Origin of the sequence: Streptomyces sp. NPDC051907, assembly GCF_040681075.1 — a bacterium.
Classification (GTDB): Bacteria; Actinomycetota; Actinomycetes; order Streptomycetales; family Streptomycetaceae; genus Streptomyces.
Genome location: NZ_JBFAYB010000024.1, coordinates 61,188 through 86,725 on the forward strand (window position 1 = coordinate 61,188; position 25,538 = coordinate 86,725).

Annotated in this window: 25 protein-coding genes; 12 read left to right on the forward strand and 13 right to left on the reverse strand. The window is 72.3% G+C overall.

Features of this window, described 5'->3' with window-relative positions:
* Window positions 1-137 precede the first annotated feature (137 nt).
* The 6 genes from AB0M39_RS15885 to AB0M39_RS15910 all read left to right on the forward strand — a co-directional run bounded on the left by AB0M39_RS15885 (window position 138) and on the right by AB0M39_RS15910 (window position 5,265).
* The gene (locus tag AB0M39_RS15885) at window positions 138-1,385 is read left to right on the forward strand and encodes a hypothetical protein (protein ID WP_365364485.1); all 1,248 of its coding nucleotides are present in this window, start codon (window positions 138-140) and stop codon (window positions 1,383-1,385) included.
* Window positions 1,382-2,989: a VWA domain-containing protein gene (locus AB0M39_RS15890; RefSeq protein WP_365364487.1), complete on the forward strand. Its 1,608-nt coding sequence runs from the start codon at window positions 1,382-1,384 to the stop codon at window positions 2,987-2,989. Before AB0M39_RS15885 ends, AB0M39_RS15890 begins: the two co-directional genes overlap by 4 nt.
* Window positions 2,973-3,746 carry a hypothetical protein gene (locus AB0M39_RS15895; protein ID WP_365364489.1) on the forward strand — a complete coding sequence of 258 codons (774 nt, stop codon included), beginning with the start codon at window positions 2,973-2,975 and terminating at the stop codon, window positions 3,744-3,746. The genes AB0M39_RS15890 and AB0M39_RS15895 overlap by 17 nt, the downstream gene beginning before the upstream one ends.
* 85 nt (window positions 3,747-3,831) lie before the next feature.
* Window positions 3,832-4,206 carry a DUF6479 family protein gene (locus AB0M39_RS15900; RefSeq protein WP_365364491.1) on the forward strand — a complete coding sequence of 125 codons (375 nt, stop codon included), beginning with the start codon at window positions 3,832-3,834 and terminating at the stop codon, window positions 4,204-4,206.
* 233 nt (window positions 4,207-4,439) lie between these two features.
* Window positions 4,440-4,817 carry an STAS domain-containing protein gene (locus tag AB0M39_RS15905; RefSeq protein WP_365364493.1) on the forward strand — a complete coding sequence of 126 codons (378 nt, stop codon included), beginning with the start codon at window positions 4,440-4,442 and terminating at the stop codon, window positions 4,815-4,817.
* Window positions 4,818-4,830: 13 nt separating this feature from the next.
* Window positions 4,831-5,265 carry an ATP-binding protein gene (locus AB0M39_RS15910; RefSeq protein WP_365364495.1) on the forward strand — a complete coding sequence of 145 codons (435 nt, stop codon included), beginning with the start codon at window positions 4,831-4,833 and terminating at the stop codon, window positions 5,263-5,265.
* Between the two features lie 142 nt (window positions 5,266-5,407).
* On the opposite strand, the gene AB0M39_RS15915 is transcribed toward AB0M39_RS15910, so the two are convergent.
* Window positions 5,408-6,346, reverse strand: coding sequence for a SigB/SigF/SigG family RNA polymerase sigma factor (locus AB0M39_RS15915; RefSeq protein ID WP_365364497.1), 939 nt, complete (start codon window positions 6,344-6,346; stop codon window positions 5,408-5,410).
* Window positions 6,347-6,550: 204 nt separating this feature from the next.
* On the opposite strand from AB0M39_RS15915, the gene AB0M39_RS15920 reads away from it, so the two are divergent.
* Window positions 6,551-9,523, forward strand: coding sequence for a HAMP domain-containing protein (locus tag AB0M39_RS15920; protein ID WP_365364499.1), 2,973 nt, complete (start codon window positions 6,551-6,553; stop codon window positions 9,521-9,523).
* 90 nt (window positions 9,524-9,613) lie between these two features.
* Here the strand turns inward: AB0M39_RS15920 and AB0M39_RS15925 are convergent, their stop codons facing one another.
* The 3 genes from AB0M39_RS15925 to AB0M39_RS15935 all read right to left on the reverse strand — a co-directional run bounded on the left by AB0M39_RS15925 (window position 9,614) and on the right by AB0M39_RS15935 (window position 12,972).
* On the reverse strand, window positions 9,614-11,962 hold the full coding sequence (locus tag AB0M39_RS15925) for a SpoIIE family protein phosphatase (RefSeq protein ID WP_365364501.1): 2,349 nt from the start codon (window positions 11,960-11,962) through the stop codon (window positions 9,614-9,616).
* A gap of 455 nt (window positions 11,963-12,417) precedes the next feature.
* Window positions 12,418-12,588, reverse strand: coding sequence for a hydrophobic protein (locus AB0M39_RS15930; RefSeq protein WP_365364503.1), 171 nt, complete (start codon window positions 12,586-12,588; stop codon window positions 12,418-12,420).
* A gap of 138 nt (window positions 12,589-12,726) precedes the next feature.
* Window positions 12,727-12,972, reverse strand: a complete 246-nt coding sequence (locus AB0M39_RS15935) for a DUF6158 family protein (RefSeq protein WP_365364505.1) — start codon at window positions 12,970-12,972, stop codon at window positions 12,727-12,729.
* A gap of 109 nt (window positions 12,973-13,081) precedes the next feature.
* On the opposite strand from AB0M39_RS15935, the gene AB0M39_RS15940 reads away from it, so the two are divergent.
* Window positions 13,082-13,885 carry a uracil-DNA glycosylase gene (locus AB0M39_RS15940; protein WP_365364506.1) on the forward strand — a complete coding sequence of 268 codons (804 nt, stop codon included), beginning with the start codon at window positions 13,082-13,084 and terminating at the stop codon, window positions 13,883-13,885.
* On the opposite strand, the gene AB0M39_RS15945 is transcribed toward AB0M39_RS15940, so the two are convergent.
* The 3 genes from AB0M39_RS15945 to AB0M39_RS15955 are packed head-to-tail and all read right to left on the reverse strand — an operon-like array spanning window position 13,830 to window position 17,526.
* Window positions 13,830-15,947, reverse strand: coding sequence for a xanthine dehydrogenase family protein molybdopterin-binding subunit (locus AB0M39_RS15945; RefSeq protein ID WP_365364507.1), 2,118 nt, complete (start codon window positions 15,945-15,947; stop codon window positions 13,830-13,832). The two genes, AB0M39_RS15940 and AB0M39_RS15945, sit on opposite strands and share 56 nt — an antisense overlap.
* A complete protein-coding gene (locus AB0M39_RS15950; protein WP_365364509.1) occupies window positions 15,944-16,948 on the reverse strand; it encodes a xanthine dehydrogenase family protein subunit M in 1,005 nt (334 codons plus the stop codon). Before AB0M39_RS15950 ends, AB0M39_RS15945 begins: the two co-directional genes overlap by 4 nt.
* A complete protein-coding gene (locus tag AB0M39_RS15955; protein WP_365364511.1) occupies window positions 16,945-17,526 on the reverse strand; it encodes a 2Fe-2S iron-sulfur cluster-binding protein in 582 nt (193 codons plus the stop codon). Before AB0M39_RS15955 ends, AB0M39_RS15950 begins: the two co-directional genes overlap by 4 nt.
* 184 nt (window positions 17,527-17,710) lie before the next feature.
* Between AB0M39_RS15955 and AB0M39_RS15960 the strand changes: the two genes are divergently transcribed.
* Window positions 17,711-17,953, forward strand: coding sequence for a hypothetical protein (locus AB0M39_RS15960; protein ID WP_365364513.1), 243 nt, complete (start codon window positions 17,711-17,713; stop codon window positions 17,951-17,953).
* 80 nt (window positions 17,954-18,033) lie between these two features.
* On the opposite strand, the gene AB0M39_RS15965 is transcribed toward AB0M39_RS15960, so the two are convergent.
* A complete protein-coding gene (locus AB0M39_RS15965; RefSeq protein WP_365364515.1) occupies window positions 18,034-18,447 on the reverse strand; it encodes a VOC family protein in 414 nt (137 codons plus the stop codon).
* Window positions 18,448-18,679: 232 nt separating this feature from the next.
* Here AB0M39_RS15965 and tgmA point away from each other — a divergent pair, with 232 nt between their 5' ends.
* Together tgmA and tgmB are read left to right on the forward strand one after the other, a co-directional pair.
* Window positions 18,680-18,871 carry a putative ATP-grasp-modified RiPP gene (gene tgmA / locus AB0M39_RS15970; RefSeq protein WP_365364517.1) on the forward strand — a complete coding sequence of 64 codons (192 nt, stop codon included), beginning with the start codon at window positions 18,680-18,682 and terminating at the stop codon, window positions 18,869-18,871.
* Between the two features lie 15 nt (window positions 18,872-18,886).
* Window positions 18,887-19,816 carry an ATP-grasp ribosomal peptide maturase gene (gene tgmB / locus AB0M39_RS15975; protein WP_365364519.1) on the forward strand — a complete coding sequence of 310 codons (930 nt, stop codon included), beginning with the start codon at window positions 18,887-18,889 and terminating at the stop codon, window positions 19,814-19,816.
* On the opposite strand, the gene AB0M39_RS15980 is transcribed toward tgmB, so the two are convergent.
* Window positions 19,813-20,262 carry a M28 family peptidase gene (locus AB0M39_RS15980; protein WP_365364521.1) on the reverse strand — a complete coding sequence of 150 codons (450 nt, stop codon included), beginning with the start codon at window positions 20,260-20,262 and terminating at the stop codon, window positions 19,813-19,815. The two genes, tgmB and AB0M39_RS15980, sit on opposite strands and share 4 nt — an antisense overlap.
* The gene (locus AB0M39_RS15985; protein WP_365364523.1) at window positions 20,262-21,407 is read right to left on the reverse strand and encodes a pyridoxal-phosphate dependent enzyme; all 1,146 of its coding nucleotides are present in this window, start codon (window positions 21,405-21,407) and stop codon (window positions 20,262-20,264) included. Before AB0M39_RS15985 ends, AB0M39_RS15980 begins: the two co-directional genes overlap by 1 nt.
* 97 nt (window positions 21,408-21,504) lie before the next feature.
* Here AB0M39_RS15985 and AB0M39_RS15990 point away from each other — a divergent pair, with 97 nt between their 5' ends.
* Window positions 21,505-22,416 carry a LysR substrate-binding domain-containing protein gene (locus tag AB0M39_RS15990; protein ID WP_365364525.1) on the forward strand — a complete coding sequence of 304 codons (912 nt, stop codon included), beginning with the start codon at window positions 21,505-21,507 and terminating at the stop codon, window positions 22,414-22,416.
* Window positions 22,417-22,529: 113 nt separating this feature from the next.
* On the opposite strand, the gene AB0M39_RS15995 is transcribed toward AB0M39_RS15990, so the two are convergent.
* From AB0M39_RS15995 to AB0M39_RS16005, 3 genes are all read right to left on the reverse strand, one after another.
* Window positions 22,530-22,934: a hypothetical protein gene (locus AB0M39_RS15995; RefSeq protein ID WP_365364527.1), complete on the reverse strand. Its 405-nt coding sequence runs from the start codon at window positions 22,932-22,934 to the stop codon at window positions 22,530-22,532.
* Between the two features lie 343 nt (window positions 22,935-23,277).
* Window positions 23,278-24,201 (reverse strand): MurR/RpiR family transcriptional regulator, encoded by a 924-nt coding sequence (locus tag AB0M39_RS16000; protein ID WP_365364529.1) that lies wholly within the window; start codon window positions 24,199-24,201, stop codon window positions 23,278-23,280.
* A 489-nt stretch (window positions 24,202-24,690) separates the two neighbouring features.
* A partial coding sequence (locus AB0M39_RS16005; protein WP_365364531.1) for a peptidoglycan recognition protein occupies window positions 24,691-25,538 on the reverse strand: 848 nt, incomplete at its 5' end.

Below are 25,538 nucleotides of genomic sequence, written 5' to 3' on the forward strand. Positions count from 1 at the left end.
GCCGCCTCGGTCATCTCAATGTCCCTGTCCTGCAAGGGAGTTGTTCGCATCGGATTCCCCAAAGCGTGCACGGGCAGTCATTCGACTACGGAAAACTGTTGCCGCAGCCGAGGCGGGCAACACCGGGGGAGGCGTCCGTGGCCATCGGGGAGAGACGTGTCGTCGAGGAGCCGCGCCTGGCCGTGCGCCGGCACTCCTCGTCCCTCTGGTCCCGGCGGGGCTTCCTCGTCGGCTTCCTGCCCGCGCTCGCCGCCGTCCTGACGGGCGTGGTCGCGCTCGGCGTCTCGGGGAACATCCTGCTGCCCCTGGAGCGGATCATCACCCTCGAAGGGAAGATGGCCTCCAAGCGGGACTTCTTCGAGGACGAGAAAGTCCAGCAGATCCTGATGAAGCATCACCTCAAGGTCCACATCACCAGCTCCGGATCGCGGGAGACGGCGGTCGGGGACATCTCCTCGTACGACTTCGTCTTCCCCTCCGGCCAGCCCGCCGGCGACCTGATCACCCGCCAGCGCGCGGCGGAGAACGCGTACGCCAAGGTGCACCGGCCGTTCGTCAGCCCCATCGTGCTGTCCACCTACCGCGAGTACGCCCAGGCCCTGCAGAGCGCGGGGATCGCGACCGCGCAGCGCGCCGCCGGACAGGACAAGCCGCTGTACTACGTGCTGGACATGCACAAGTTCCTTCAGGCCGTCGACAAGCGGCTGCGGTGGAACGACATCGGCATCCGCGACCAGGGGATCGCCAACGCCAACCGGATCCTCGCCCAGAGCCCCGACGTCTGCGGGGCCAACTCGGCCGGCACCTATCTCGCGCTGGTCGCCTTCACCTGGCGCTCCGGCGCGTCCGGCGAGGTGCCCGCCACCGATGAGGAGGCGGACGCGCGCGCCCGGGCGATCAAGCCCCTGATGGAGCAGGGCCTGCCCGCCGCCGACGTGTTCCGCACCTATCTGTCCGCGGAGGGGAAGGGGATAGCCCCGGTGGTCGTCGCGTACGAGCACCAGTTCCTCGCCTACCAGCTGCGGTACCAGGCCGAGTCGCAGAAGGTCGACTCCGAGCGGGTGCTCCTGTATCCGGCGAGCCAGTTCGTGACCCAGCCGCAGTTCATCGCGCTCAACAAGGACGGCGACCGGCTCGGCGAGCTCATCACCCGCGACCCCGAGCTGCGGCAGCGGGCCATGGAGCTGGGCTTCAGGATCCTCGACCCGACCGGCGAGGTCGCCGGCGACCAGCTGACCCGGTTCCTCGAGGACCGCGGCGTCCCCGTCCCCTCGGTGGAGAGCGACGACACCCGGTCCTCGATGCCCAGGCTCCGGCTCCTGGAGCGGATGATCTCGATCGTGGGCGACTGCCCGGCCGTCGACGGCTCGGCCGGGTCCAGATGACGGCCCGCACAGCCGCCGCGCGCCGCCGCCTGACCGGCTTCGTCGCGCTGTGCACCGCCCTGCTGCTGCTCGCCGCGGCCACCGCCTGCTCGGGCGACGATCCCGAGCCGGTCACCCTGCGGGTGCTGGCCAGCTCGGAGCTGGCGGACATGCGGCCCCTGCTCGACGAGCTCCGCGAGGAGACCGGGATCCGGCTCGACATGGAGTACCGCGGCACCGTGGACGCCAGCAACGCCCTCGCCCGGGGCGAGCGCGGCCACGACCTCGCCTGGCTCTCCTCCGACCGCTACTTCCAGCTCAAGGCCAAGGCCGCCGGGCGCACCGAAGAGCGGCCGCTGGCCACCAGCACCATGCGCTCTCCCGTCGTCGTCGGCATGGAGTCCGCCACGGCCGACCGGCTGCGCCGCGGCGCACCCGACGGACAGATCTCCTGGGCGGACGTCGCGGACGCCGCCGCGGACGGCTCGCTGAGGTTCGGCATGGCCGATCCACGGCACGCCAACAGCGGCCTCGCCGCGCTGGTCGGCGTCGCGACGGCGGCCGCGGGCACCGGAGGCGCACTGCGCCCGCAGGACGTCTCCTGCGACCGGCTGCGCGGCTTCTTCGCCGGCCACGCGCTCACCGAGGAGTCCTCGACCCGCCTGGCCGACGGATTCGTACGCCGTCAGGGCGAGCTGGACGCCCTCATCACCTACGAGTCCGAGCTGCTCGCCCTCAACGCCGGCGGCAGGCTCTCCAAGCCGCTGGAGATCGTCTACCCCAAGGACGGCATGGTGCTGTCCGACTACCCCGTGCTGCTGCTCGACCCGGCCAAGCGGGCCGCGTACGACCGGATGGTGGAGTGGCTCAAGAGCGAGCCGGTCCAGAAGAAGATCATGGAGCGCACGCTGCGCCGCCCCATCGACCCCGCTGTGCCGCGCCTGCCCAGTCTGCGCGAGCCGGTGGGCAACGCCCTGTACTTCCCCGACGAGCAGGCGGTCGTCGACCGGCTGCTGGACGACTACGGCGATCCGCGGCGCGACAAGCCGGCCCGGGTGGTCTTCCTCCTCGACTTCTCCGGGTCGATGAAGGGAGAGCGCATCGCGCGGCTGCGCGAGACCTTCGACGGGCTCAGCGGCGCCGACGACTCGCGTTCGGGAAAGTTCGTCCGGTTCTACCGCGGCGAGTCGCTGACCGTGATGCGCTTCGGCGGCCGGGTGCTGGACGAGCGGAGCGTGACCTATGAGGGCCCGCGCGACCTCGACCGGCTCCGCGCCTTCGTGGGCGGCGGCGACTTCGACACCAGCACGGCCCTGTGGTCCTCGCTGGACCGCGCGTACGCCGAGGCGGCCGAGGCCCTGCGGGACCAGCCGGGGCGGACCGTCTCCGTCGTGCTGATGACGGACGGCGAGAACAACGCCGGGATCAGCCTCGAAGAATTCCTCCGCCGGCACGCGGAGCGCCCCAAGGAGGCCCGGGCGGTACGCACCTACACGGTCCGCTACGGCGAGGCCGACAGCCAGGAACTCCACCGAGCGGCACGGGCCACCGGCGGCCGGATGGTCGACGCCACCGCCCAGTCGCTCCTGAGCGCTTTCAAGGAGATACGTGGGTGTGCTGAGTGAGCAGTGGTGGGGCGTCTGGTGGCCGTGGCTGCTCCTGTGGCTGTCGACCGCGCTCGGGCTCGTGGCGCTGGTCGCCTCGGCGATCGCCTGGCTCGTCCGCGGCCGGGGCGGCGAGGGCAGGGACCTCACGTACAGCATCTGCTTCTATCTCCACGACCGGAGCGTCATGGACCACTACCAGATGCGCGGCTACGCGGCGGCCCTGCGCAAGGAGGTCGAGCAGCGGACCAGCGACGGCCGGGACGGGAACATCCGCGCCTCGGTCCTCGGGCTGAGCGCGGGCGGCGGCAGACGCGACAACAGCGAGGTCGTCAGCAAGTACCTGGAGGTGGCCGAGCCCATCTCGGTGATCGGCACCATCATGCACGTCCTCGAGGAGGAGGACGTCATCGTCCACGCGGACCTGGTCAACCAGACCGTACGGCGCAACGTCGCGCTGGCCGCGGGGCTGGCGTCGCTGGGCGGCACGAGGAGCGCGCGGGACCCCGTGCGGCTGCGGGACATCGAGGACTTCGTCCTGATCAGAGGCCGGTTCCGCAAGATCAGCGAGTCCCCGGAGTCCACCGTCTTCCTGGCCCCCTATGGAGACCCCGACGGCGCGGGCGAGACGCCTCGGGTCCGGGTCACCTGCGCGACGGAGGGGCTGCGCAACGAGGTGCCGCGGGGCGCCTTCTCGGCGCGCTGCCTGGGCAAGGTCCAGGACTGGAACGCGGACGAGGCGGTGCTGGAGGTGCAGGCGATGGCGATCTTCCGCTGACCGGCCTCCGGACCGGTTCTCGCCTGCTGTTCTCGCAGGTCGGAGCCGTTGTGTGAGCTGCCTGATTCTGGGTAGCCGCGGGGGTATGAACGGACTCATTTACGCGCAAATCGACCAGCTTGCCGAGCCGGTCGCTCAGCGGAGTGTTCTGGCGAGCGTCGCGCCCGTCGTCATCGGCGTCATCCTCGTGCTGCTGCTGTTCGCCGTGGCGATGTGGGCGAACCGCCGCCGTTCGTACGAGCCGCCGCGCCCCGAGGAGCAGCCCCATCATCCCGATCACCAGTCCCATGAGGAGGGGCCCCGGGAGCCCGACGACTTCGGGTACACCGGAGACCGGCGGATCCTGCCGCACGAGATGAAGGGCTACGGGAACTTCGGCACCCGGCCCGTCGTCGAGAAGCCTCCGGGCGACCAGGACAAGAGCGGCGACCAGGAGAAGAGCGGCGGGGCGGTCGGCTGACTCCGGACTCGGCCGGCTCGTGGCCCGGCCGGCTCTCGTTCTCGGCTGATTTCCTGGCCCGGCCGGCTTCCGCCTGGCTCGGCGTCGTCCGCGCGCGGGCTGCTGTCGTGCCCGCCCGCAGCCGTGCTCCCGCACGCCGTGCCGCGCCGGTGTGCGCCGCGTCCGTGTAGAAAGCAGCATTCCGGGCAGTCGACTCTCGTAGGGGCGTCAGTGCAGGACGAAGGTGGTGCACCGTGGCCGGACGCGACGCTGTGAAGGGACGCCTCACGGTCTCCGTGCGGACCGCGCCGGGCGACGGATCGTATGTGCTGGCCCTGGCCGGAGAGCTCGACCACGACTCGGCCGAAGTCCTGCGCACGGCCCTCGCCGAGGGCCTGGCCTCCCGGCCGCCCCGGGTGGTCGTCGACTTTGCCGAGCTGGGCTTCTGCGACTCGACAGGACTCAACGCGCTCCTCAAGGCCCGGCTCGACGGCGGCGAGGCCGCAGTCCGGCTGGACCTCGCCGCCCTGCGGCCCCAGGTGGCTCGCATGTTCGACATCACGGGCGCCGGCGCCCTATTCCGTAGGTACGCGAGTCTCGACGAGGCGCTCGCCGACCGTCCGCAGAACTGAGAAGGAGGAGGTCATGAGGGACGTCCTCCCATCGCAGGGGCAGACCCGGCGACTGGCTCTGTACGGCACCGGGGGCGTGGTGGGGCGCTGCCGTGACTTCTGCCGGCAGGCCCTCACCGACTGGAGGTGGCTTCCCACGGCGGACGAAGAGCAGCAGGCCGTCGCCGAGGACGTGCTGCTGCTGGTCTCCGAGGTGGTCACCAACGCCTGTCTGCACGCCGACGGGCCGCAGGAGCTGACGCTGCACTGCTCCGAGGACCGGCTGCGGATCGAGGTCACCGACGCCAACCCCGTCCACCCCCACCCGCGCCCGACCGGCCGGGCGCAGCCCGGCGGCCATGGTCTGGTCGTGCTGGACCGGCTGGCCAGCAGCTGGGGCTCCGAGCCCCGGGGGACGGGCAAGACGGTGTGGGCGGAGGTCGCGGCGCCGCGGGGGTGGGGGCGGTAGGGCCTGGCGCTCGGCGCATCTGCCCGCGCGGCGTGCGCCTATAGCCGCACGGCGGCTCTACCCGAGCGCCTAACGCCTATAGCTGCACGCGTGGCGTGTACGTCTACGTATGCGTCTATGGGCTTGCTCGCCGTCCGGCGGGCTAGGACCGCGCGGCCAGGCTCCGGGCGTCCGCGACGTCCGTGCCGTCCGCTCTCTCGTCGTCCTCGTCGCCGTCCCGCAGCAGTTCGTCGCGCAGGGTCGCGAGGATATGGCTCAGCAGCCGGGAGACGTGCATCTGCGAGATGCCCAGCCGTTCGCCGATCTCCCGCTGCGTCAGCTCCTCCACGAACCGCATCGACAGGATCTGGCGGTCCCGCTCGGGCAGCGTGGCGACCACGGGCTTCAGGGCGACGACGCACTCCACCGTCTCGTAAGCACGCTCCTCCTGCGCCAGGCGTCGCTGCGACCCAGGGGCGGGGGCGGTCTCGTCCTCGGCCGGAGCGTCCAGCGAGCGGGCGCTATAGCCGTTCGCGGCCTGCCTGCCTTCTCGTATCTCCGCCTCGTCCACGTTCAGGTGCTCCGCGAGCTCGGCGTCCGTCGGCAGGCGTCCCCATCGCTGTTCGAGGGCGTCCGAGGCGCGCGCCAGGTCGATGCGCAGCTCCTGAAGCCGGCGCGGCACCCGCACGGCCCAGGTCGCGTCCCGGAAGAAGCGCTTGATCTCGCCCTCGATGTTCGGCAGCGCGAAGGAGGAGAACTCGACCTCGCGCTCGACGTCGAAGCGGTTGATGGCCTTGATCAGGCCGATCGTGCCGACCTGGAGGATGTCCTCCATCGCCTCGCTCCGGTGCGAGAACCGGGCGGCGGCGAACCGGACCAGGCTGAGATTCAGCTCGACCAGGGTGTTGCGGACGTACGCGTGCTCCGGCGTGCCCTCCTCCAGCAAGGCGAGCCGCTGGAAAAGGACCGCGGACAGGATCCGCGCGTCCACGGTCGCGAGGCTGCGAAGATCCGGAATCTCCGGGAGGTCGCTCAGCGCCGGCGGGCGCGAGCCGGACGCGGTGGAGACGGCGGGGGCGCGGGTGCTGAAGGCGGTGGACATGAGGCTCCTTCGACCCTGCTGGGAGCGCTCCTGATCGAGGAGCGGGCCCGGCGGGTAAATCGTCGTACGAGCTTCTGTAGATCCTTTACCCGATTGGATTAGTTTGATGCCTTCTGCGGCATATGCCGTAGTGCTGGTTTCCGGGTGTCCGTCGCCCTGCCGCGTGTCAGAGTGGACGTGTCGTCGTCGCAGGCGAGGTCAGCGATGGAACAGTCGGCCCACAGCTCCGGTGACCGGCCCGGGCGCCCACCGGCGGAGCTGAGCGAAGAAGGACTCCGGAACCTGCTCGCGGGGCTCACCGCGGTGCGGGACGGCGACTTCTCCCACCGTCTCCCGGAAGACGCCTCAGAGCTCCTCGGGGAGATCGTGGTCGTCTACAACGGCATGGTCGACCAGCTGTCCCTGGTCACCTCCCAGGTCACCCGCGTCGCCAGGGAGGTCGGCGGCGAAGGGCGGCTCGGCGGGCACGCGCGCGTGCCCCGCGTCAGCGGCGTCTGGCTGGAGCTCACCACCGGCGTCAACACCATGGCCGACAACCTCACCTCGCAGGTCCGCTCGATCTCCCGGGTCGCGTCGGCGGTCGCCAGGGGCGACCTGGACCAGAAGATCCGGGTCAACGCCCGCGGGGAGATCCTGGAGCTGAAGGAGACCATCAACACCATGGTGGAGCGGCTCTCCACCATGGCCGAGGAGGTCACCCGCGTCGCCCGCGAGGTCGGCACGGAGGGAAACCTCGGCGGTCAGGCGACGGTGCGGGGTGTGTCGGGCACCTGGAAGGACCTCGCCGACAACGTCAACTTCATGGCGAACAACCTGACCAACCAGGTCCGCAACATCGCCCAGGTCACCACGGCCGTCGCCGAGGGCGATCTGACCCGCAAGATCGACGTCGACGCGCGCGGCGAGATCCTCACCCTGAAGACCACGATCAACACCATGGTCGACCAGCTGTCGTCGTTCGCCGCCGAGGTCACCCGTGTCGCCCGGGAGGTCGGCAGCGAGGGCCGGCTGGGCGGGCAGGCGGAGGTGGAGGGCGTCTCGGGCACCTGGAAGCGCCTCACCGAGAACGTCAACGAGCTGGCCGGCAACCTCACCCGCCAGGTCCGGGCCATCGCCGAGGTGACCAGCGCCGTCGCCGAGGGCGACCTGACGCGCTCCATCACCGTCGAGGCCCCGGGCGAGGTCGGCGACCTCAAGGACAACATCAACGCCATGGTCGAGTCGCTGCGCGCGACGACCCGCGCCAACGAGGACCAGGACTGGCTCAAGACCAATCTGGCCCGCCTCGCGGGTCTGATGCAGGACAGCCGGAGCCTCACCGCCGTCGCGGAACTGATCATGGACGAGGTGCCGCGGCTGGTCTCCGCCCCGTACGCCGCCTTCTTCCTGGCCCAGGAGACCGCCGACGGCGACGACGCCGAGCTCGTCATGATGGCCTCCTACGGCGGCCCGGACGGCCCCCAGGCGCCCCCGCGCCGCTTCCGGCTCGGACAGTCGCTGGTCGGCCAGGCGGCGCGCAGCAGGCGCACCCTGACCGTCGAGGGGCTGCCGCCCGGCTACGCGACGATGTCCTCGGGCATCGGCTCGGCCGAGCCCACGACCCTGATCGTGCTGCCGATCGTCGTCGAGGGCCAGGTGGTCGGGGTCATGGAGCTGGCGGCGCTGCGCCCCTTCACCGGAATCCACCGGGACTTCCTCGACCGGTTCTGTGAGTCCGTCGGCGTGATCGTCAGATCGCTGATCGCCAACGCCCGTACGGACGAACTGCTCGAGCAGTCCCAGCGGCTGACCGCCGAGCTGAGCACCCGCTCCCAGGAACTCCAGTCCCGCCAGGAGGAGTTGCAGCGCTCCAACGCCGAACTGGAGGAGAAGGCGGCCCTGCTGGAGGAGCGCAACCGGGACATCGAGAGCAAGAACCTGGAGATCGAGCGCGCCCGGCAGGAGCTGGAGGCGCGCGCACTCCAGCTCTCGCGGACCTCGATGTACAAGTCGGAGTTCCTGGCCAACATGAGCCATGAGCTGCGCACTCCGCTGAACAGCCTGCTGATCCTCGCCCAGCTGCTCGCCCAGAACGCGGAGGGCAATCTGACGGAGAAGCAGGTCGACTACGCCGACGTGATCCACTCCGCGGGCTCCGACCTCCTCCAGCTGATCAACGAGATCCTCGACCTGTCGAAGGTCGAGGCGGGCAAGATGGACGTCCACCTGGAGCAGGTCGCCCTGCGCCGGCTGCTGGACTACGTCGAGATCACCTTCCGGCCGCTGGCGGGCGATCGCGGCCTGGACTTCCAGGTGGTCAAGGCGCCGGACATCCCCGAGACCGTGCTGACCGACGAGGCGAGGCTGCGGCAGGTGCTGCGGAACCTGCTCTCCAACGCCATGAAGTTCACCGAGCAGGGCAGCGTCGAGCTGCGGGTCGAGCGGGCGGACGCCGAGGAGTCGGCGACCCTCGTGGGCGGGGCGCCCGCGCTCGCCTTCAGGGTCGGCGACACCGGGATCGGCATCGCGGAACAGCATCTGGAGACCGTCTTCGGCGCGTTCCAGCAGGGCGACGCGGCCACCGGACGGCGCTATGGAGGCACCGGGCTCGGCCTGTCCATCAGCCGGGAGGTGGCGCAGCTGCTCGGCGGCGCGATCACGGTGAGCAGCAGGCTCGGCGAGGGCAGCAGCTTCTCGCTCCTGCTGCCGCTCGAGGGCCCCGGCCGCCCCGGGCGCCCCCGCCCGGCCGGGGCGCGGGCGACGGAGGGCGGCAGGGACCTCCCGCGCTCCGCCGAGCTTCCGCTGGCCGGCCGGGTGGCGCTGATCGTGGACGACGACGAGCGCAACGTGTTCGCGCTCACCGCGATCCTGGAGCGCGAGGGCATGCGGGTGCTGCAGGCGGACAACGGCGCCTCCGGCCTCGAACTCCTCGCCGCCGACGACGAGGTGGACGTCGTCATCATGGACGTGATGATGCCCGGCATGGACGGTCTCGCCGCGACCGAGGCGATCAGGGAGATGCCCAGATTCGCGTCCGTCCCGGTCATCGCGGTCACCGCCAAGGCGATGCCGGGGGACCGGGCGAGGACGCTGGCCGTCGGCGCGAGCGACTACCTCACCAAGCCCGTCGACGCGGACGAGCTGATCGTCAGAATCCGCCAGTGGCTCGAGACCGGGCCGCCGCGCCGGGCGCTGTGAGGACGGCGCTCCACCGACGCGTCGGGCGATCGCGGTGCGCACGGACGCGCACGACGGACCGTACGGCGGCGCGCGGCGGCGCCGCAGGCCTCAGGAGACGCGTACGACCACCAGCGACGTGTCGTCGTCCGTGTCCCCGGTGACCATGGTCAGCAGCTGGTCCGCCTGTTCGTCGATCCCACCGGCGGTCAGCCGCTCGGCGGCGCGGCGCAGCACGGTCAGCGACTCGTCCAGTCCCGCGTGCCGCCGCTCGACGAGGCCGTCGGTGTAGAGCAGCAGTGTGTCCCCGGGCCGCAGCTGCGTCAGGGTCTGCGAGTAGACCGCGTTGGGCAGGGCGCCCAGCAGGATGCTGCGCGGCGGCTCCAGCAGCCGCGCCCGCCCCTCGCGCAGCAGCAGTGGCGGCAGATGGCCCGCGCTCGCCCAGCACAGGGAGCGGTCCTGCGGGTCGTAGACGCCGCACAGCGCGGTCGCCGTCGGGTTTCCATGGGTGTGCAGCGTGAGGTCGTTCAGCCAGGCCATGAGCCGGCTGGGGGAGTTGCCGGTGAAGGCCAGGCCGTGCAGCGCGTTGCGCAGGGAGACCATGCTGACGGCCGACTCGATGCCGTGGCCGGCGATGTCGCCGACCGCGAGCAGCACCCGCTGGTCCGGCAGCGGCAGCACGTCGTACCAGTCGCCTCCGACGCGGTACTCCTGCGCCGCCGGCCGGTACCGGGCCGCCACCTGGAGGCCGGGCAGCCCCTCCAGCGCCGGCACCTCGGGCACGATCGCCCGCTGGAGCTGGAGCACGACCTGGTGGCGCAGCGCCGCCTGCGTCTGCGCCACGGTCAGCTGGTCGAACGCGGCGGTGAGGGCGAGCTCGGTCCGATGCTGGGCGGAGACGTCCTGGTAGATGCCGGTGATGCCGGTGAGGACGCCGCCCGTGAGCAACGGCTCGGCCGCGATGCGCACATGGCGCATCCCGCCGTCGTCCCGCAGGGCGCGGACCACGGTGTGCGCGCCCACCCGGCGCTCGGCCAGGGCGGCGAGCAGGTCGTCCACATTGCCCGCCTCGTCGGGGTGGAGCCTGGGCGCGAGCTCTCGCAGCGGGACCGCTGGAGAGTCCGGCGGCAGCCCGAAGATCTTGTGCGCCTGGTCGGTCCACCGGGACTCGCCGCTGACCAGGTCGTCCTCGAAGGACGCCAGATTCTCCAGCCGTTCCAGGACCCGTACGACCGCGAGCCCCGAGTCGGTGGCCGCGTGCCACAGGACGACGCTGAGGCCGGGCCCCGCGGGCAGCACACGGACGTCGAGCAGGGGATCGGGGCCGGCGGGCTGCTGAGCCGCCGGGGGACGGGTCGCGGGGAGACGGGCCGCGTGCTGGGGCGCCGCCTCCGCGCGGGCGCGCTGCTCGAGCCGTACGAGATCGGCGTGCACTGCGGGGAACACCTGGGCCAGCGGGCGGCCCACGGGCCCGTGCACCCCGCCGGAGGAGTGCAGGGCCGCGGGGTTGAGGTGCTCGACGTGGAGGATGCCGGTCTCGGGGTCGGCGCGCAGCGCCATGGCCGGGTGGGCCAGCAGGTCGAGCAGCGGGCCGACCGGGGGCGGCCGGCCGCCCTGCGCGGGGGCGGCGTCGAGCATCCGCTCCGCGGTGTCCATCAGCCCGGTGAGCGTGCGGCGCACGGTGTCGTCCAGGTCGGCCGGGCTGGGCCAGACGACCAGGGCGAGGCCGGTGACCGTGCCCCGGTCGCGCAGCGGGAGCAGGGCCCGGGCGGCGTCGGGGGCGGGCCCCGGCAGCCGTTCGCCCGGAGGCGGCCCCTGCGGGAGCCAGTCGGGCGATCCCTTCGTCAGGGCCCGGTGGAGGGGGCCCGAGGCCTCCGGGGGCAGCCACCGCCAGTGGGACGCCTCCAGTCCGGAGACCCCGGCGTGCCCGGCCAGCTCCAGACAGTCGGTCGGCGTGCGCCGCCACATCCACAGCGCCTCGGCGCCGAGCGGCCGCAGCCCGCTCTCCAGCAGCGACTCGGTGACCTCGCCGAGGGTGCCGCCGGTCTCGGCCGCCGACTGCGTCCTGCGCGCCCGACGGGTCTCCGCGGGGGTCTGCGCGTCGGGTGCGGGCTCGTCCGGGGCGTGGGCCACGACCGCGCCGGACGCGGCGTTGACGATGTCGGCCGCCAGATCCTCCTCGGCGAGCCCGGTGGACGCGGCGAGCCGGGCCAGATGGTCCGCTGCGTCGGGAGGCGCTGTCGCCAGCTGTGCGACCAGCACTCCCGCGGCCAGGTCCATCAGATGCCGACGGGCGAGATCGCCGCGCAGGGCCGCGACTTCGGCGGTCAGGTCCGCGACGGCGGCGGAGAGCCCGTCCTGGTCGTCCCGTCCGCCGTGGTCGTCCCGTCCGTCATGGGCGTCCTGGTCGCCCTGGCCGTCCGGCGGTCCGTCGGACGGCGCCCGTTCGGGCATGGTCATGACTGCTCCCGAGTGAGGAGTCCCATCTTGAGGAGTCCATGCAAACGCGAACCGGATTCTACTCCCGCATATGCGGCATCGCGGACGCTGGCGATCGGAACGGACTACTCCGCCTGCCTGGCCGACGTGCGGGCAGACGGACGGGGGCGCAGACGCGACGTCGCATCCCTGTGGACGACTGAGCGCCCCGGCTCTTTCCCCTGCGCCTCTCCATTCGCCCCCGGCTGGATCGGCGGGATCGGCGGGATCGACAGGCTTGGACGGATCTGCTGGATCTGCCGGATCGGCTGGATCGCGGCGAATTCTCCTTGACTCTTCTGGGCGATGTGTATATCCGTGGCGGTGTGTATATCCGTGCTTTCTGGGAATACCCGCACGGAAACGCGCGTGCTCCGGATATGCAGTCCGGAACACGCGCGCATAAGGTTTTCGGTGGAACTCCCGTGCCGTCGGTGCTACCAGCGATACCAACGGCCCCTGCGTCCACCGCTGGCCGCAGGCCTGATGACGAACCCGAGCAGCCATACGACGAGCACGATGACCGCGATCCACCACAGTGCCTCGAGTGCGAATCCCGCGCCGAAAAGGATCAGGGCGAGAAGGAGAACGACGAGAAGGGGAACCATGATTACCAACCTCCACTTCGCCGTGTGCCCCAGGAATCCAGGGTCATGCATCGGGAGCGAGTAGATTTCTTTTCCCATTCCCGGCCCGTTCTTTTCCCGTCCCGGCCGGCTCGCTCCGGCGCATGCTCGCCCCCAGGCTCAATCGCACCTTTCGCGGGCGCCGTCCCGGGTCCTGCCCCTCGCCACAGGACGGTTGGGATGCCGCTTCAGATACTCGGCCTCCAGCTCCGTCATCCGGATGCTGTGCGCCACGAGCGCGTGCTGCGAGCCGTGCAGCAGCGTGTCGTGCCGGGTGCGGTGAATGGACTCCAGCTCCCGCAGCAGCTGCTGGTCGTCGAGGCCGGCCGGCTCCACGCCCGTGTGCGTCTCTTTGGCGTCGCTCATCGAAGGTCTCCGTCCTTGACTGGCACGCTTCCACTCTCGCCTCCCGGGGAACCAATGGCACGCCGAAGCCCTGCCCACGGCCCCCGACCGACCCAGCAAGGGAGACGACGTGGCCCCCTCGCCGCCGCGCCCTGACGACGGCGACTTCCCCGCCCGCAGCGCCCCGCTGTGCGGCCGGCTCGGCGAGCTGGACGCACAGGTGGCCCGGTGCCGGGCCTGCCCCCGGCTGGTGGCCTGGCGGGAAGAGGTCGCCGTCGTGAAGCGCGCCGCGTTCCAGGACTGGGAGTACTGGGGCAGGCCCGTCCCCGGATTCGGCCCGCCCGACGCGGCCCTCGCCGTGGTCGGGCTCGCCCCCGCCGCGCACGGAGGCAACCGGACCGGCCGGATGTTCACCGGCGACGCCTCGGGAGACCTGCTGTTCGCCGCGCTGCACGCCGTCGGCCTCGCCTCCCAGCCGGAGTCCGTCCACGTCGACGACGGCCTGATGCTGCACGGCGTACGCGTCACGGCCCCCGTCCACTGCGCGCCGCCGCAGAACAAGCCCACGCCGGCCGAGCGCGACGCCTGCCGGCCCTGGCTCGCGGCCGAGCTGGAGCTGCTCAGCCCCACTCTGCGGGCCGTGGTCGCCCTCGGGGCCTTCGGCTGGCAGGCGCTGCTGCCCGTGCTCGCGGACGCCGGCTGGGAACTCCCGCGTCCCCGGCCCGCGTTCGCGCACGGAGCGCACGTCACTCTGGCCGGCCGGGGCGCCCGCCGGGAGCTGCACCTCCTCGGCTGCTACCACCCGAGCCAGCGCAATGTCTCCACCGGCAAGGTGGCGCTCCCCAAGCTCGTCGACGTCTTCCGGCAGGCCGCCGCCCTCACCGGCCTGGACCGAGGGGGTCCTTCAGCCGGGGCAGCACCCGGTCCGGGGTGAGCGGCAGGTCCCGCAGCCGTACGCCCGAGGCGTGGTACATAGCGTTGGCGACGGCCGCCGCCGTGCCGACGATGCCGAGCTCCCCGATGCCCTTGCCGCCCACCGGGTTCAGGTGCGGGTCCTCCTCGTCGATCCAGTGCGCCTCGATCGCCGTGACGTCGGCGCAGGCGGGCACGTGGTACGAGGCCAGGTCGCACTCGGGGTAGTCGCCGAAGACTGCGTCCATAGCGCTCGTCTCCGTCAGCGCCATGCCGAGCCCCATAGTCATCGCGCCGACGAACTGGGAGCGCGCGGTGAGGGGGTTGAGGATCCGCCCGGCCGCGAAGACGCCCAGCAGACGGCGTACGCGTACCTCTCCGGTCGCCGTGTCGACCTGCACCTCGGCGAAGTGCGCGCCGAACGCGTGCTGCGCGTACGGGGACTCCCGGCGGCACTCCTCGTCCGTGTCCGCGTAGACGGTCACTCCCTCGGGCGGCACGGCGCCGCGCAGCTCCCGCAGCCGCTCCGCCAGCTCGACCGCCGCCTTGTGCACCGGCCAGCCCCACGAGGCCGTGCCCGCCGAGCCGCCCGCCACCGTGCCCTTGGGCAGATCGCTGCTGCCGATGTCGACGCGCACCGACTCCAGGGGCACGCCCAGCGCGTCGGCGGCGATCTGCGCCAGGACCGTACGGGCGCCGGTGCCGATGTCGGTGGCGTCGACCCGGATCAGACAGGTCCCGTCCCGGGCGGCGCGCGCGGTGGCCGCGCCCGGGGCGAGGAACACCGGATAGGTGGCCGCCGCCACCCCCGTGCCCAGCAGCAGATCGCCCTCGCGGCGGACGCCAGGACGCGGATCGCGCCCCTGCCAGCCGAAGCGCCGGGCGCCTTCCCGCAGGCAGTCGACGAGATGCCGGCTGCTGAAGGGCTTGCCGCTGTCGGGCTCGGTCTGCGGCTCGTTGCGCAGGCGCAGCTCCACGGGATCCACCCCGACGGCGACGGCGAGCTCGTCCATAGCCGACTCGAGCGCGTACATCCCCGACGCCTCGCCGGGCGCCCGCATCCAGGAGGGGGACGGCACGTCGAGCTTCGCCACCCGATGGCTCGTGCGGCTGTTCGGCGAGGTGTACATGACCCGAGCCGGGACGGCCGCCTGCTCGACGAACTCCCTGACCGTGGAGGTGTGCGTGACGATCTCGTGGGCCAGCGCCGTGACGACCCCGTCGGCGCCGGCGCCGATCCGTACGCGCTGCACCGTGGGCGGGCGGTGCCCGACGACCGCGGCCAGCTGGCGGCGCGGCAGCGCCAGTTTGACGGGGCGCCCGGTGTGCCGCGCCGCCATGGCGGCGAGCACGACCTGCGGACGCGGAGTGCCCTTCGCCCCGAAGCCGCCCCCGACGTGCTCGGAGACCACGGTGATCTCCTGCTTCGCGATCCCGAACAGCCCGGCGAGCACCTGCCGTACCGCCCCCGCGCCCTGGCTGGAGTCGTGCACCGTCAGACGGCCGTCGTGCCAGTGCGCGGTCGCGGCGTGCGGCTCCATGGGGTGGTTGTGCAGCGCGGGCGTCGTGTACGTCGCGTCGAGGCGGACGGCCGCGGCCGCGAAGGCCGCGTCGAAGTCGCCCCGCTCGCGGACGCCCGGGAATCCGCCGTTCGCCTTGTCGGGCGTATAGAGGCCGGGGTGGTCGGGCGTCAGCAGCACGTCGTGGTCGTCGCTCTCGTACTCCACCCTCAACACCTCGGCGGCCGCGCGGGCGCCCTCCAGGGTGTCGGCGACGACCAGCGCGACGTACCAGCCGCGGTGCGGGACGCGGTCGTCCTGCAGAAGCATGAGCGTCGCGTCGCCGGCAGCGTGCAGACGCGGCGCGTTGAGATGGCTGAGGACCGCGAGCACGCCGGGCAGCGCGAGCGCCTCGTCCGCGTGGACGGCGGCGACCCGGCCGCGCGCGACGGCGGCGGGCACGGGCCAGGCGTGGACGCAGCCGGGCGGCGTGTGCTCGGCCGCGTACCGGGCCGCGCCGGTGACCTTGTCCCGGCCCTCGCGCCGGACGACGGGCGTGCCCAGCGAGGCGGATGCGTGCGTCATGACGGGCCGGTCCGCACGGAGGGGGCGGTGAGCGAGGCGAGCACGCTGACGGCGAGGTTGCGGGCGAGCCGCACCTTGAAGCCGTTGTCGCGCAGCGGCTCCGCCGAGTCCAGTTCCGCGTCGGCCGCGCGGGCGTACGTCTCCTCGGTCGCGTCCGCCCCGAGCAGCGCCTGCTCGGCCGCCCGGGCGCGCCAGGGCCGGTGGGCGAGCCCGCCGAAGGCGAGAGCGGCGTGCCGCACGACGCCGTCCTCGACCTCCAGGACGGCGGCGACGGAGGCGAGAGCGAAGGCGTACGAGGTGCGGTCGCGGGCCTTGCGGTAGGCGGAGCGCCCGCCGGGGGACGGAGGCGGCAGCGTCACGCCGGTGATCAGCTCGCCCGGTCGCATCACGGTGTCCTGCTCGGGACGGTCTCCGGGCAGCCGGTGGAAGTCCGTGACGGGGACGGCGCGTTCGCCGTCGGGCCCGCGCAGCTCGACGACGGCGTCGAGGGCGGCCAGCGCCACCGCCATGTCCGAGGGGTGGGTGGCGACGCAGTGGGCGGAGTGGCCGAGCACGGCGAGATCCCGGTGGGCGCCCTCCCGCGCGGGGCATCCGGCGCCGGGCGTGCGCTTGTTGCACGGCTTGGAGACGTCCTGGAAGTACAGGCAGCGGGTGCGCTGGAGCAGGTTCCCCGCCGTGGTGGCGACGTTGCGGAGCTGTCCGGACGCGCCCGAGAGCAGCGCCTGGGACAGGACCGGGTACCGTGCGCGGACGGCCGCGTGCGCGGCGAGTTCGCTGTTGCGGACCGTAGCGCCGATGCGCAGCCCGCCGTCCGGCGTCTCGTCGACGGTGCGCAGCGGCAGCCCGGCGACGTCGACGAGCAGATGCGGAGCCGTGACGCCCAGCTTCATCAGGTCGACCAGATTGGTGCCCCCGGCGAGGAAGCAGGCGCCCGGATGCGCGGCCAGGGCGTCGATCGCCTCCTGTACGCCGGCGGGGCGCAGATAGCCGAACGGCTTCACGGCGTCACCTGCTCGACGACGTCCGCGATCGCGTCCACGATGTTGGGGTACGCGCCGCAGCGGCACAGATTGCCGCTCATCCGCTCGCGGATCTCCGCCGGCGAGAGGTCCGCGAGCCCGCGCGGCGGCTGCTGGCCGGGGGTGACGAGGGACGGGTGCCCGTCCGACGCCTCGGCCAGCACGCCGACGGCCGAGCAGAGCTGGCCGGGCGTGCAGTAGCCGCACTGGAGGGCGTCGCGGGCCAGGAACGCCTCCTGCAGGGGGTGCAGGCTCACCCCGCGGGCCAGGCCCTCGACGGTGGTGATGTGCGCGCCGTCGTGGGCCACGGCGAGCAGCAGACAGCTGTTGACGCGCTGCCCGTCGACGAGCACGGTGCACGCGCCGCACTGACCGTGGTCGCACCCCTTCTTCGCGCCCGTCAGGTCCAGATGCTCGCGCAGGGCGTCCAGGACGGTGGTGCGGTGGTCCAGCGTCAGGGTGTGGGCGGCGCCGTTGACGTGCAGCGTGAGGACGGAGCTGTGCGCCCCGGCGGGCGCCGGGGCGGCGGGCCCGCTGTCCGGCCTGCTGGCTGGCTCCACTGCGTCGTACCTCGGTTCCGATCGGCCGTATGGGTGGGGTTGATCGTTTTTGCTCTCCACCCTTCTTACCAAGCCGGGGCCGCGTCTCGCGGTTCTTACTGGGCCGTGCGGGGCTGGAGGCCGATGTTTCACGCGCCCGGGATCGGTGAGGCGCTCGGTAGGCGACCGCGACGAGGGAGGAACAGTGACCGACCAACAGCCCGAGCGCCGAGACGAAGCGGACCCCGTGCCCAGGGACATGCCCGATCAGCAGGCGGCGGACGAAGGAGACCGGCTGGACGCCGACCCGGAAGGTGCGGACGAGGGCGCGTCCGACGGCGGCGGGGAGCTGCCCGACGTGGACGAGGCGGGCGCCGGGCCCCGAGGCGCGGCGCGCGGCGGCGGCGTGCACCCCGAACAGCCGGTGCCGGACGAGTCGTCCGGCTGACCCGCACTAGGGCCCTGGGGCGACGCGCCTTCGCGTCGTGCCATGGCGTTCGCCGCCCGCCCCAGGGCCCTATAGGCGCGCTACAGGCGGCGCTCGGTGGCCGCCTCGGTGCTCGGGGCCGAGGCGGCCAGCGAGAAGGTGTGCCCGGCGGGGTCGGAGTAGAGGCGCACATCGAGCGGCCCGCCGTTGTCCTTGGTGTCCAGCGGGCGCGCGCCGAGGCCGATCGCCTCCCGCTCCGCCTCGTCCATGTCACCCGGCGAGACGAGGATCCGCAGGTGAGCCTGCTGGGAGTCGTCAGGGCGCGGCCAGCTGGGCGGCGCGTGCCCGCGGTCCCTGTGCACGGCGAGCCGCGCCCCGTCGTTGCCGAGGATCTCGATGAAGTCGGGGTCCGCCCCGGGCTGGGTCTCGGCGTCGAGCAGGGTGGCGTAGAACTCCGCGAGCGCCATGGGCTCGGCACAGTCCAGGATCAGCACGCTCGTCTTGGCGACGGCCATAGAGGTCTCCTTCCATCGAGGGGCGGGTTCCCCGCCGAACGCGTCCCTAACAGCGGTGCTGTGTGCCGTTAACGGCCCTACTGTGCACGGAGATTGACACAGCGTTACCGATGTGACCGCTTTCACGTTCCTTTGGCCTACGAATGACGGAACGTAGTGAAACCTCTAGGTCGTTCAGTGCGTACTGACACGTGTGCGGCTTAGACGCCCTTTGGGGCACCGAAGGAGAACCATGCGAGCGTTCATGCTGAACTACGCACTTCCGGCGGAGAGTTCGCCGGAAACCATTCCGTACAGTTATGACTCCGCCCAGCAGTTGAACGTGCTGCCCGACGGCCGCCCCGCGATCTCGGACCGGGCGGTGCTCCTGGCGACGGGCACCACGACCTCGACCGCCGGCTCGCAGACGCACTTCGACGACTGAAGAACCGGCGCGACGATGACTGTGCTGATCCTGACCTGTCAGCAGGATGTGACGACCGACATGGTGGTCGCCAAGCTGCACGAACGCGGTGTCCCGCTGGTGCGCTTCGACCCCGCCGACCTTCCCGGCGAGGCCGCCATGTCGGCTGAGTACGTCAGTGGGGACTTCCATGGCTTTCTGAAGTCGGAAGGGCGCATGGTGAGCATGAGCGGTCTGCGCTCCGTCTGGGTGCGCAGACCCGGCGAGCCGGCGGCGAACGCTCCCGAGCCCTCGGAGTGGCTCACCGCCGAGTCCAGCCAGGCGCTGTACGGAATGCTGTATTCCACTACGGCGCGCTGGATGAACCACCCCTGTGTGTCCGCTCAGGCGCGCTGCAAGCCATGGCAGCTGCGGCTGGCTCACCGTAGCGGCTTCGCCGTGCCGCCGACCCTCATCACCACGTTCCCGCGGGTGGCGCGCCAGTTCGCGGCGCAGTACCGGGACATCGTGGTGAAGTCGGCCTCCGGGCCGCCCACCAGCGATCCCCCGATCGCGCTGCCCACCACCCGGATCGGCCCGGACACGGACTTCTCCGACGTCGCGGCCGGTCCCACGATCCTTCAGCGGTTTATCGCCAAGCGGGCCGACATCAGACTGACCTGCGTCGGCGGGCGGCTGTTCGCCGCGCGGAAGGAGGCCGACTCGGACCAGGTGGACGGGCGGTACGGCACAGACGGTCAGATGTGGGAGCCCACGCAGACCCCCGAGCGGGTGGCCCAGGCCGTCCGCGAGTACATGGGCCTCGCCGGACTCGCCTATGGCGCGTTCGACTTCGCCGAGGACGAGGAGGGGGTCTGGTGGTTCCTGGAGTGCAACCAGGGCGGCCAGTTCGGCTTCATCGAGCTGGAGACCGGCCAGCCGATCGCTGAGGCGGTCGCGTCCTGGCTGGCCTCGACGGGAGCCTAGGAAGCGCGTTGCTCCCGGCGAGGCGGGGCCGGCCGCGATGGCAGGGCGCGGCCGGCCCCTTCATGCCCAGTCCAGGTCCCCGGTCCAGGTCCCCGGTGGTCGAGCGTCCGGACGACCTCGATGCCGCCCAGCACGCCCAGACAGCCGTCGAACGCCCCGGCCGTGGCCACGCTGTCGATATGGGAGCCGGTCAGCACCGGGCGGGCGGCGGGGTCCGTGCCCTCGCGGCGCCCATAGACGTTGCCCATCCGGTCGACGCGGACGGTCAGGCCCGCCTCCTCCATCCAGGAGACGACCAGGCGCCGCCCGGCCGCGTCGGCGTCGGTGAGCGCCAGCCGGTTCACTCCGCGCAGCCCGGTGCGCTCGTCGTCGTACGCGCCGACCTCGGCGAGAGCCATCAGGGACCGCCACAGGCGGTCTCCGTCGACGGTGACCAGACCGGTCATCACAAGCCCTTCCGGATGCGCGGGTCGGCGTCCGCGCGGTGCGAGGCGGCGTCCGCGAGGTGCGGGTTGGCGTCCGTGCCCTCGGTGCTCAGCAGCACCAGAGCGGCGTCGGGCGCGAGGGCAAGGGCGCGGCGGCGGCCGTCCGCGCCGTCGCCCGTGTGGGCCGCGCGGACGCCGGCCAGCGAGGCCGCGCCGCACGGGCCGGAGCCGACGCCGAGCGCGGCGAGATCCTGCGCCGCGCGGGCGCTGTCCGCGTCCGTGACCGCTATGGCCGCGTCGAGGCCGTCGCGCAGGAGGGGCCAGGCGATGCTGGAGGGCGTGCCGCAGTTCAGGCCCGCCATAGCGGTCACGCCGGTGTCCACGCTCAGCGGGCTGCCGTGGACCAGGCTCTGCAGCACACAGGCCGCCGCATCGGGCTCGACGGCCAGCAGGGCGGGGGAGCGGGCGCCGGGGCGGCTGCGGTAGTGGGCGACGGCGGCCTGGGCGAGCGAGCCCACGCCCACCGGGACGGCGAGGAGACCGGGCGACTCGGCGTCGGCGGCGGCGAGTTGGGCGTCGATCTCGGCGAACAGCGTCGAGTAGCCCTCGACGATCCAGCCGGGGATCCGCTCGTAGCCCTCCCACGCGGTGTCCTGGACGAGCACCGAGTCCGGCGCGGAGGCCGCCAAGTCCGCGGCCTGGCACACCGCTTCGTCGTACGGGCCGTCGACCTGGGTGACCTGGGCGTCCTCGGCGGCTATAGCGGCCGCGGCGGCCGGATGGACGCCCTGCGGCACGAAGACATGGGCCCGCTGGCCGAGCAGCCGCGCCGTACGGGCCACGGCGCGGCCGTGGTTGCCGTCGGTGGCCGTGACCAGGGTGACCGGCCGGGCCGAGGTCTCCTCCAGGACCCGGTGGATCGCCCAGGACGCGCCCAGGGTCTTGAACGCGGGCAGTCCCAGCCGCGACGACTCGTCCTTGACGAAGACCCGGCCGACGCCCAGCTCGGCGGCGAGGTCCGGGAGCTCGGTCAGCGGCGTGGGCGCGTAGCCGGGCAGGGAGGCGTGGAAGGCGCGCACCGCGGAGGGGGCGGGCACGCTGCGGAGCGTACGGGCGGCGGTCCGCGCGTACCAGGACAGGGGGCGAGGAGAGGAGGGCTCAGACACAGGACCAGAGTGCGGCCGGCCCTACCCATCGGTCCAGCGAATGTCTCCGACCTATATTCATCGGGAGAACCGAACGATCTGCGGAGGCGAGCCCACGATGTTCGATCTGCACCGGCTGCGGCTGCTGCGCGAGCTCAAGCACCGCGGCACCCTCGCCGCGGTCGCCGCCGCCCTGTCCTACAGCCCCTCGTCCGTCTCCCAGCAGCTCTCCCTGCTGGAGTCGGAGGTCGGGGTGCCGCTGCTGGAGCCGGTGGGACGGCGGGTACGGCTCACCCCGCAGGCCGAGATCCTCGTCGCGCACACCGAAGCGGTCCTCGAACGCCTCGAGCGCGCCGAGGCGGACATCGCGACCTCCCTCGCCGACCTCGCCGGCACCCTGCGCGTCGCGTCCTTCCAGACGGCCGCCCTCGCCCTGGTGCCGACCGCGCTGACGCTGCTGCGCGAGGCCCACCCCCGGCTGCGGGTCCATGTCACCCAGACCGAGCCGGAGAAGTCGATTCCGGCGCTGCTCGCCCGCGACTTCGACCTCGTCGTCGCCGAGGAGTACCCCGGCAGCCCGGACGCCCGCCCGGCGGAGCTGGAGCAGGAGGACCTGTGCGACGACCCGCTGCGGCTGGCCCGTCCGCGGGGCGTCGAGGGAGCGGGCCCGGCGGGGGCGCGGGAGGCGCTGCGCGAACTGGCCGGTCATCCATGGGTGATGGAGCCCGAGGGCACGACGGCCCGGCACTGGGCGATGACCCTGTGCCGCACCGCGGGGTTCGAGCCCGACGTACGGTACGAGTCCACGGACCTGCTGCTGCATCTGCGTCTTGTGGAGCAGGGGCATGCCGCCGCGCTCCTGCCCGACCTCGTATGGAGCGGCGGTCGGCCGACGGTGGCGCTGCGGCCGCTGCCGCGAGGGCAGGGGACGCGCCGGGTGTTCACGGCGGTCCGACGGGGCCGTAGCCGGCATCCCGCCATCCAGGCCTGCCGGCGTGCGCTGCGCGAGGCGGCCGGCAAAGGGGTGTGACGGTCGCCCTGGCCCTCCCTGGCCTTCAGGTCGAGGCTCGCGGCCCATGGTTCGCGACGGGCGACAAGCGACTGGCGCCGAGCAACGGGCAACTGGCAAGGGGCCGCCGGCGACTAGCGGCGGAGCGCGAGGTGCGCTCGTCTGCGGTGAACGTCCGTGTCCGCTATGAGCGCCTCGGTGATCAGTCGGACGCCCCGGGCCAGTCGGTTGAGCTGGTCGAGCTCGATCAGGTACAGCCGGATCGTCGACTCGATGATCGTCTCGGAGACGCCCAGCGTGGGCAGTTCCGCCCGGCTGGTCTGCAGCAGGGTCCGTACCGCCCGCATCTCCTGCTGCAGCTGATGCTGCGCGTGGCGGGCGAGAAGGATGTGGTGACGGGTGAGCGTCGAGTATCCGGCGTAGCGGGCCGGAAGGAGGTCTCGAAGCCAGCGGGCGGCGCTGCGCTCCCAGTCGTGGGTGCCGGGCGTCTTGACCTGGCACGGCCAGTCCGGACTCGTCGTCGCGGAGGAAAGGGACATCGTCGTCGCTTCCGGAGGTGATGAGGGTGGCTTTCGTGGGGGGAGTTTCCGGCGGCCCCGGCCCAGGGGTTGACCGGGGCCGCCGTGGGTGGGCGCTCCGCCAGGGAGCGGAACGCCCGGACAGGACACCGCCGGCTGGCGCGAGGAGGGAGCGTCACCCTTTGGTGTCCGGTTCTTTGTGGCCCTTGCGTCGGAATCCGAACGCCGTCCTGCCCCCCCACAGGGCAGGAACGGCGTGGCCACGTCACGCAGTAAATATATATACCGTCGAGTAAGCAAGGGTATGAAAAATTTCATGCGGTACTTGTGATGAATGGTCCGTGATCGTGACCGTTGTTCGGGGTCAGTCCTCGAGGAAGAAGTTGTGCTGGTCTGCGGCCTGCTCATAGCCCTCGAGCCGTACCTGCGTACGCTCCGGGTCGGCGTCGGCCATGGCCTGGAGCACCGCCGCGGACAGGACTCCGGGCGCCGCGTACGAGTCGAAGACCAGCCGTGAGCCGGTGGGGGCGGTCAGCGTCACGTCCGCCTCGTCCACCAGCGGCCCCAGCGTCAGATCGGTGATCAGCGCGACCCGCAGCCCGGCCCTGCGGGCGGCCCGCATCGCCGCGAGGGTCTCGTTCGCGTGCCGGGGCATCGCGAACGCCAGCACCCACGTCCCGCCCGCCTCCCGCGACTGGAGCAGCGCGTCGTAGGCCACGCTGCCGCCGCGGGTGACCAGCCGGACGTCGGGGTGGATGCGTCTGGCCGCGTAGGCGAAGTACTCCGCGAGCGACACGGAGATCCGCAGGCCCAGGATCGTCAGCGGCGTCGAGCGGGCCAGCTCGCGGCCGAGGTCGAGCACGTGGTGGGGGTCCGCGACGACCCGGCGCAGGCTCTCCAGATTCTCGATCTCGGCGTCGACGGCCGCCTGGAGCTCGTTGCGGCGGATCTCCTCGCGGGTGTCCGGGGTCCCGGCGACCGAGCTGAGCGCGATGGGCTGCAAGGCCTCCCGCAGCGCGGGGAATCCGCTGAAGCCCAGGGAGGTGGCGAACCGCGTCACCGACGGCTGGCTGACGCCCACGCGCTCCGCCAGATCCGTGATCGACAAGAACGCGGCCTCGGTCAGATGGTCGACCATGTACTGGGCGATGCGACGCTGCGCGGGGGACAGCCGGTGACCGCCGAACAGGGCGAGAACCCTGTCGGTGGGGGCCGGCTCCGTGTCCGAAGACTGGTTTCCCGGCGTGATCGCAGACGCCTGTGCGCGTGCCTGCTGCCCTGATGGCACCGGTGTGCCTCCTTCTCGTCCCACTCGTGCTCAACATAGCTCACTCACTGTTGCCACAAGGTGGCCGCTGCGTTCGTGAGCGGCGTCCGGGCGGGCCAGTGGGCGGTTGTCCACGGCCTCGGCGGGCCGGGCGCCGACCAGGGCGACTCCTTGGGGGAGCGGGCGGCCAGCCGCGGGGTGCCTGACTGCCCGGGGCGCGGCGGTCGAGTCGCGGGAACGGATCATACTTCGCGATCGAGAACAGTCTGCCAGGATCGAGCGCGGCTCGGCGGATGCGGGGCGGCGGCGGGGCGTGCCGGGGTAGAGGGGGTGCCTTCCGCCGGTCCCGTACGGCGTGGTGCTCGTACGTGGATGTGGACTCGTTGGGCTGTGCCGGCTGGTCGACCGTCGTGCATGCGGAAGGCCGTCGGCGCCTCGAAGGCGGTCGGGAGCAGGTGTGCGACACAGGTGGTTCGCTTCGCCAACGCACATGATCTGTTCCGGGGTGCTCTACCCGTCGGGCTGAAGGCACCCGTCGCCCATGCCGAGGGCGCTCGCGCCGCCGTAGCCGGGCGCGCCTGACGTGTCCGACGCGCCGAAGAGGTCGAACGGGCGGAACGGGTCGATCGGGCTGAAGGGATCGACCGGGTCGAGAGAACCGGGCGCGGGCGCCTCTGCCCGCTGCCGGGGCTCGACCGGCTCGGGGGACTCGTCGTCGCGGCGGCCCTGGAGACGGGCGGCGCGTTCGCGGATGTCCGGCAGGAGGGCGTGGAGCGCGGTTCCGGGGCACCAGGTCCAGGTGGCGTCGCGGTGCCCGGAGATCGTACGGAAGACGTGCCTGCTGCCTTCTGGGTACCGGCTGTGGTCGTTGGTGGAGACCAGGACCGTGCTTGCGCGTGGGTCGACTCCGTACAGGCCGAGCTTCCACGCGGCGAGCCGGGCTATCGCCTCCAGCATGGGCGCGGGCACGGTCGTGCCGGACCCGTAGCTGCCGATCGCGGCTATGCCGACCGTGCCCACGTTGAAGCCCTGGGTGTGGGCGCCGACGACGGGGTTGGCCACGCCCCCGGCCCGGCCCTCGTAGATGGTGCCGTTCCGGTCGACGAGGAAGTTGTAGCCGACGTCGTCCCACTCCCGGTTCGCGACGTGGTCGTGCGAGAGGTTGCGGATGAGCTCCGGTACGTCCTTTGGGGTGTAGTCGTTGCCGCTGTTGGTGTGGTGGATGAAGACGGCCTTGACCGCGCTCGCCGTCAGCTCGGGCGGGTGGCGGCGCCGCGAGATCGGACGCCAGGCCGAGCGCGGCACCACGGCCGGCCGGGCGGCGGTCCATCGCCCGGCGGGCTCGGCGTGCGGAGGCG

Bases quoted from the DNA above. Each gene is read 5' to 3' on its own strand.
- AB0M39_RS15925 (WP_365364501.1), bottom strand. From the start codon at position 11,962: ATGACCATGCCCGAACGGGCGCCGTCCGACGGACCGCCGGACGGCCAG.
- AB0M39_RS15930 (WP_365364503.1), bottom strand. From the start codon at position 12,588: ATGGTTCCCCTTCTCGTCGTTCTCCTTCTCGCCCTGATCCTTTTCGGC.
- AB0M39_RS15915 (WP_365364497.1), bottom strand. From the start codon at position 6,346: ATGTCCACCGCCTTCAGCACCCGCGCCCCCGCCGTCTCCACCGCGTCC.
- AB0M39_RS15935 (WP_365364505.1), bottom strand. From the start codon at position 12,972: ATGAGCGACGCCAAAGAGACGCACACGGGCGTGGAGCCGGCCGGCCTC.
- AB0M39_RS15980 (WP_365364521.1), bottom strand. From the start codon at position 20,262: ATGACCGGTCTGGTCACCGTCGACGGAGACCGCCTGTGGCGGTCCCTG.
- AB0M39_RS15910 (WP_365364495.1), top strand. From the start codon at position 4,831: ATGAGGGACGTCCTCCCATCGCAGGGGCAGACCCGGCGACTGGCTCTG.
- AB0M39_RS15945 (WP_365364507.1), bottom strand. From the start codon at position 15,947: ATGACGCACGCATCCGCCTCGCTGGGCACGCCCGTCGTCCGGCGCGAG.
- AB0M39_RS15900 (WP_365364491.1), top strand. From the start codon at position 3,832: ATGAACGGACTCATTTACGCGCAAATCGACCAGCTTGCCGAGCCGGTC.
- AB0M39_RS15890 (WP_365364487.1), top strand. From the start codon at position 1,382: ATGACGGCCCGCACAGCCGCCGCGCGCCGCCGCCTGACCGGCTTCGTC.
- AB0M39_RS15965 (WP_365364515.1), bottom strand. From the start codon at position 18,447: ATGGCCGTCGCCAAGACGAGCGTGCTGATCCTGGACTGTGCCGAGCCC.
- AB0M39_RS15920 (WP_365364499.1), top strand. From the start codon at position 6,551: ATGGAACAGTCGGCCCACAGCTCCGGTGACCGGCCCGGGCGCCCACCG.
- tgmB (WP_365364519.1), top strand. From the start codon at position 18,887: ATGACTGTGCTGATCCTGACCTGTCAGCAGGATGTGACGACCGACATG.
- tgmA (WP_365364517.1), top strand. From the start codon at position 18,680: ATGCGAGCGTTCATGCTGAACTACGCACTTCCGGCGGAGAGTTCGCCG.
- AB0M39_RS15995 (WP_365364527.1), bottom strand. From the start codon at position 22,934: ATGTCCCTTTCCTCCGCGACGACGAGTCCGGACTGGCCGTGCCAGGTC.
- AB0M39_RS15990 (WP_365364525.1), top strand. From the start codon at position 21,505: ATGTTCGATCTGCACCGGCTGCGGCTGCTGCGCGAGCTCAAGCACCGC.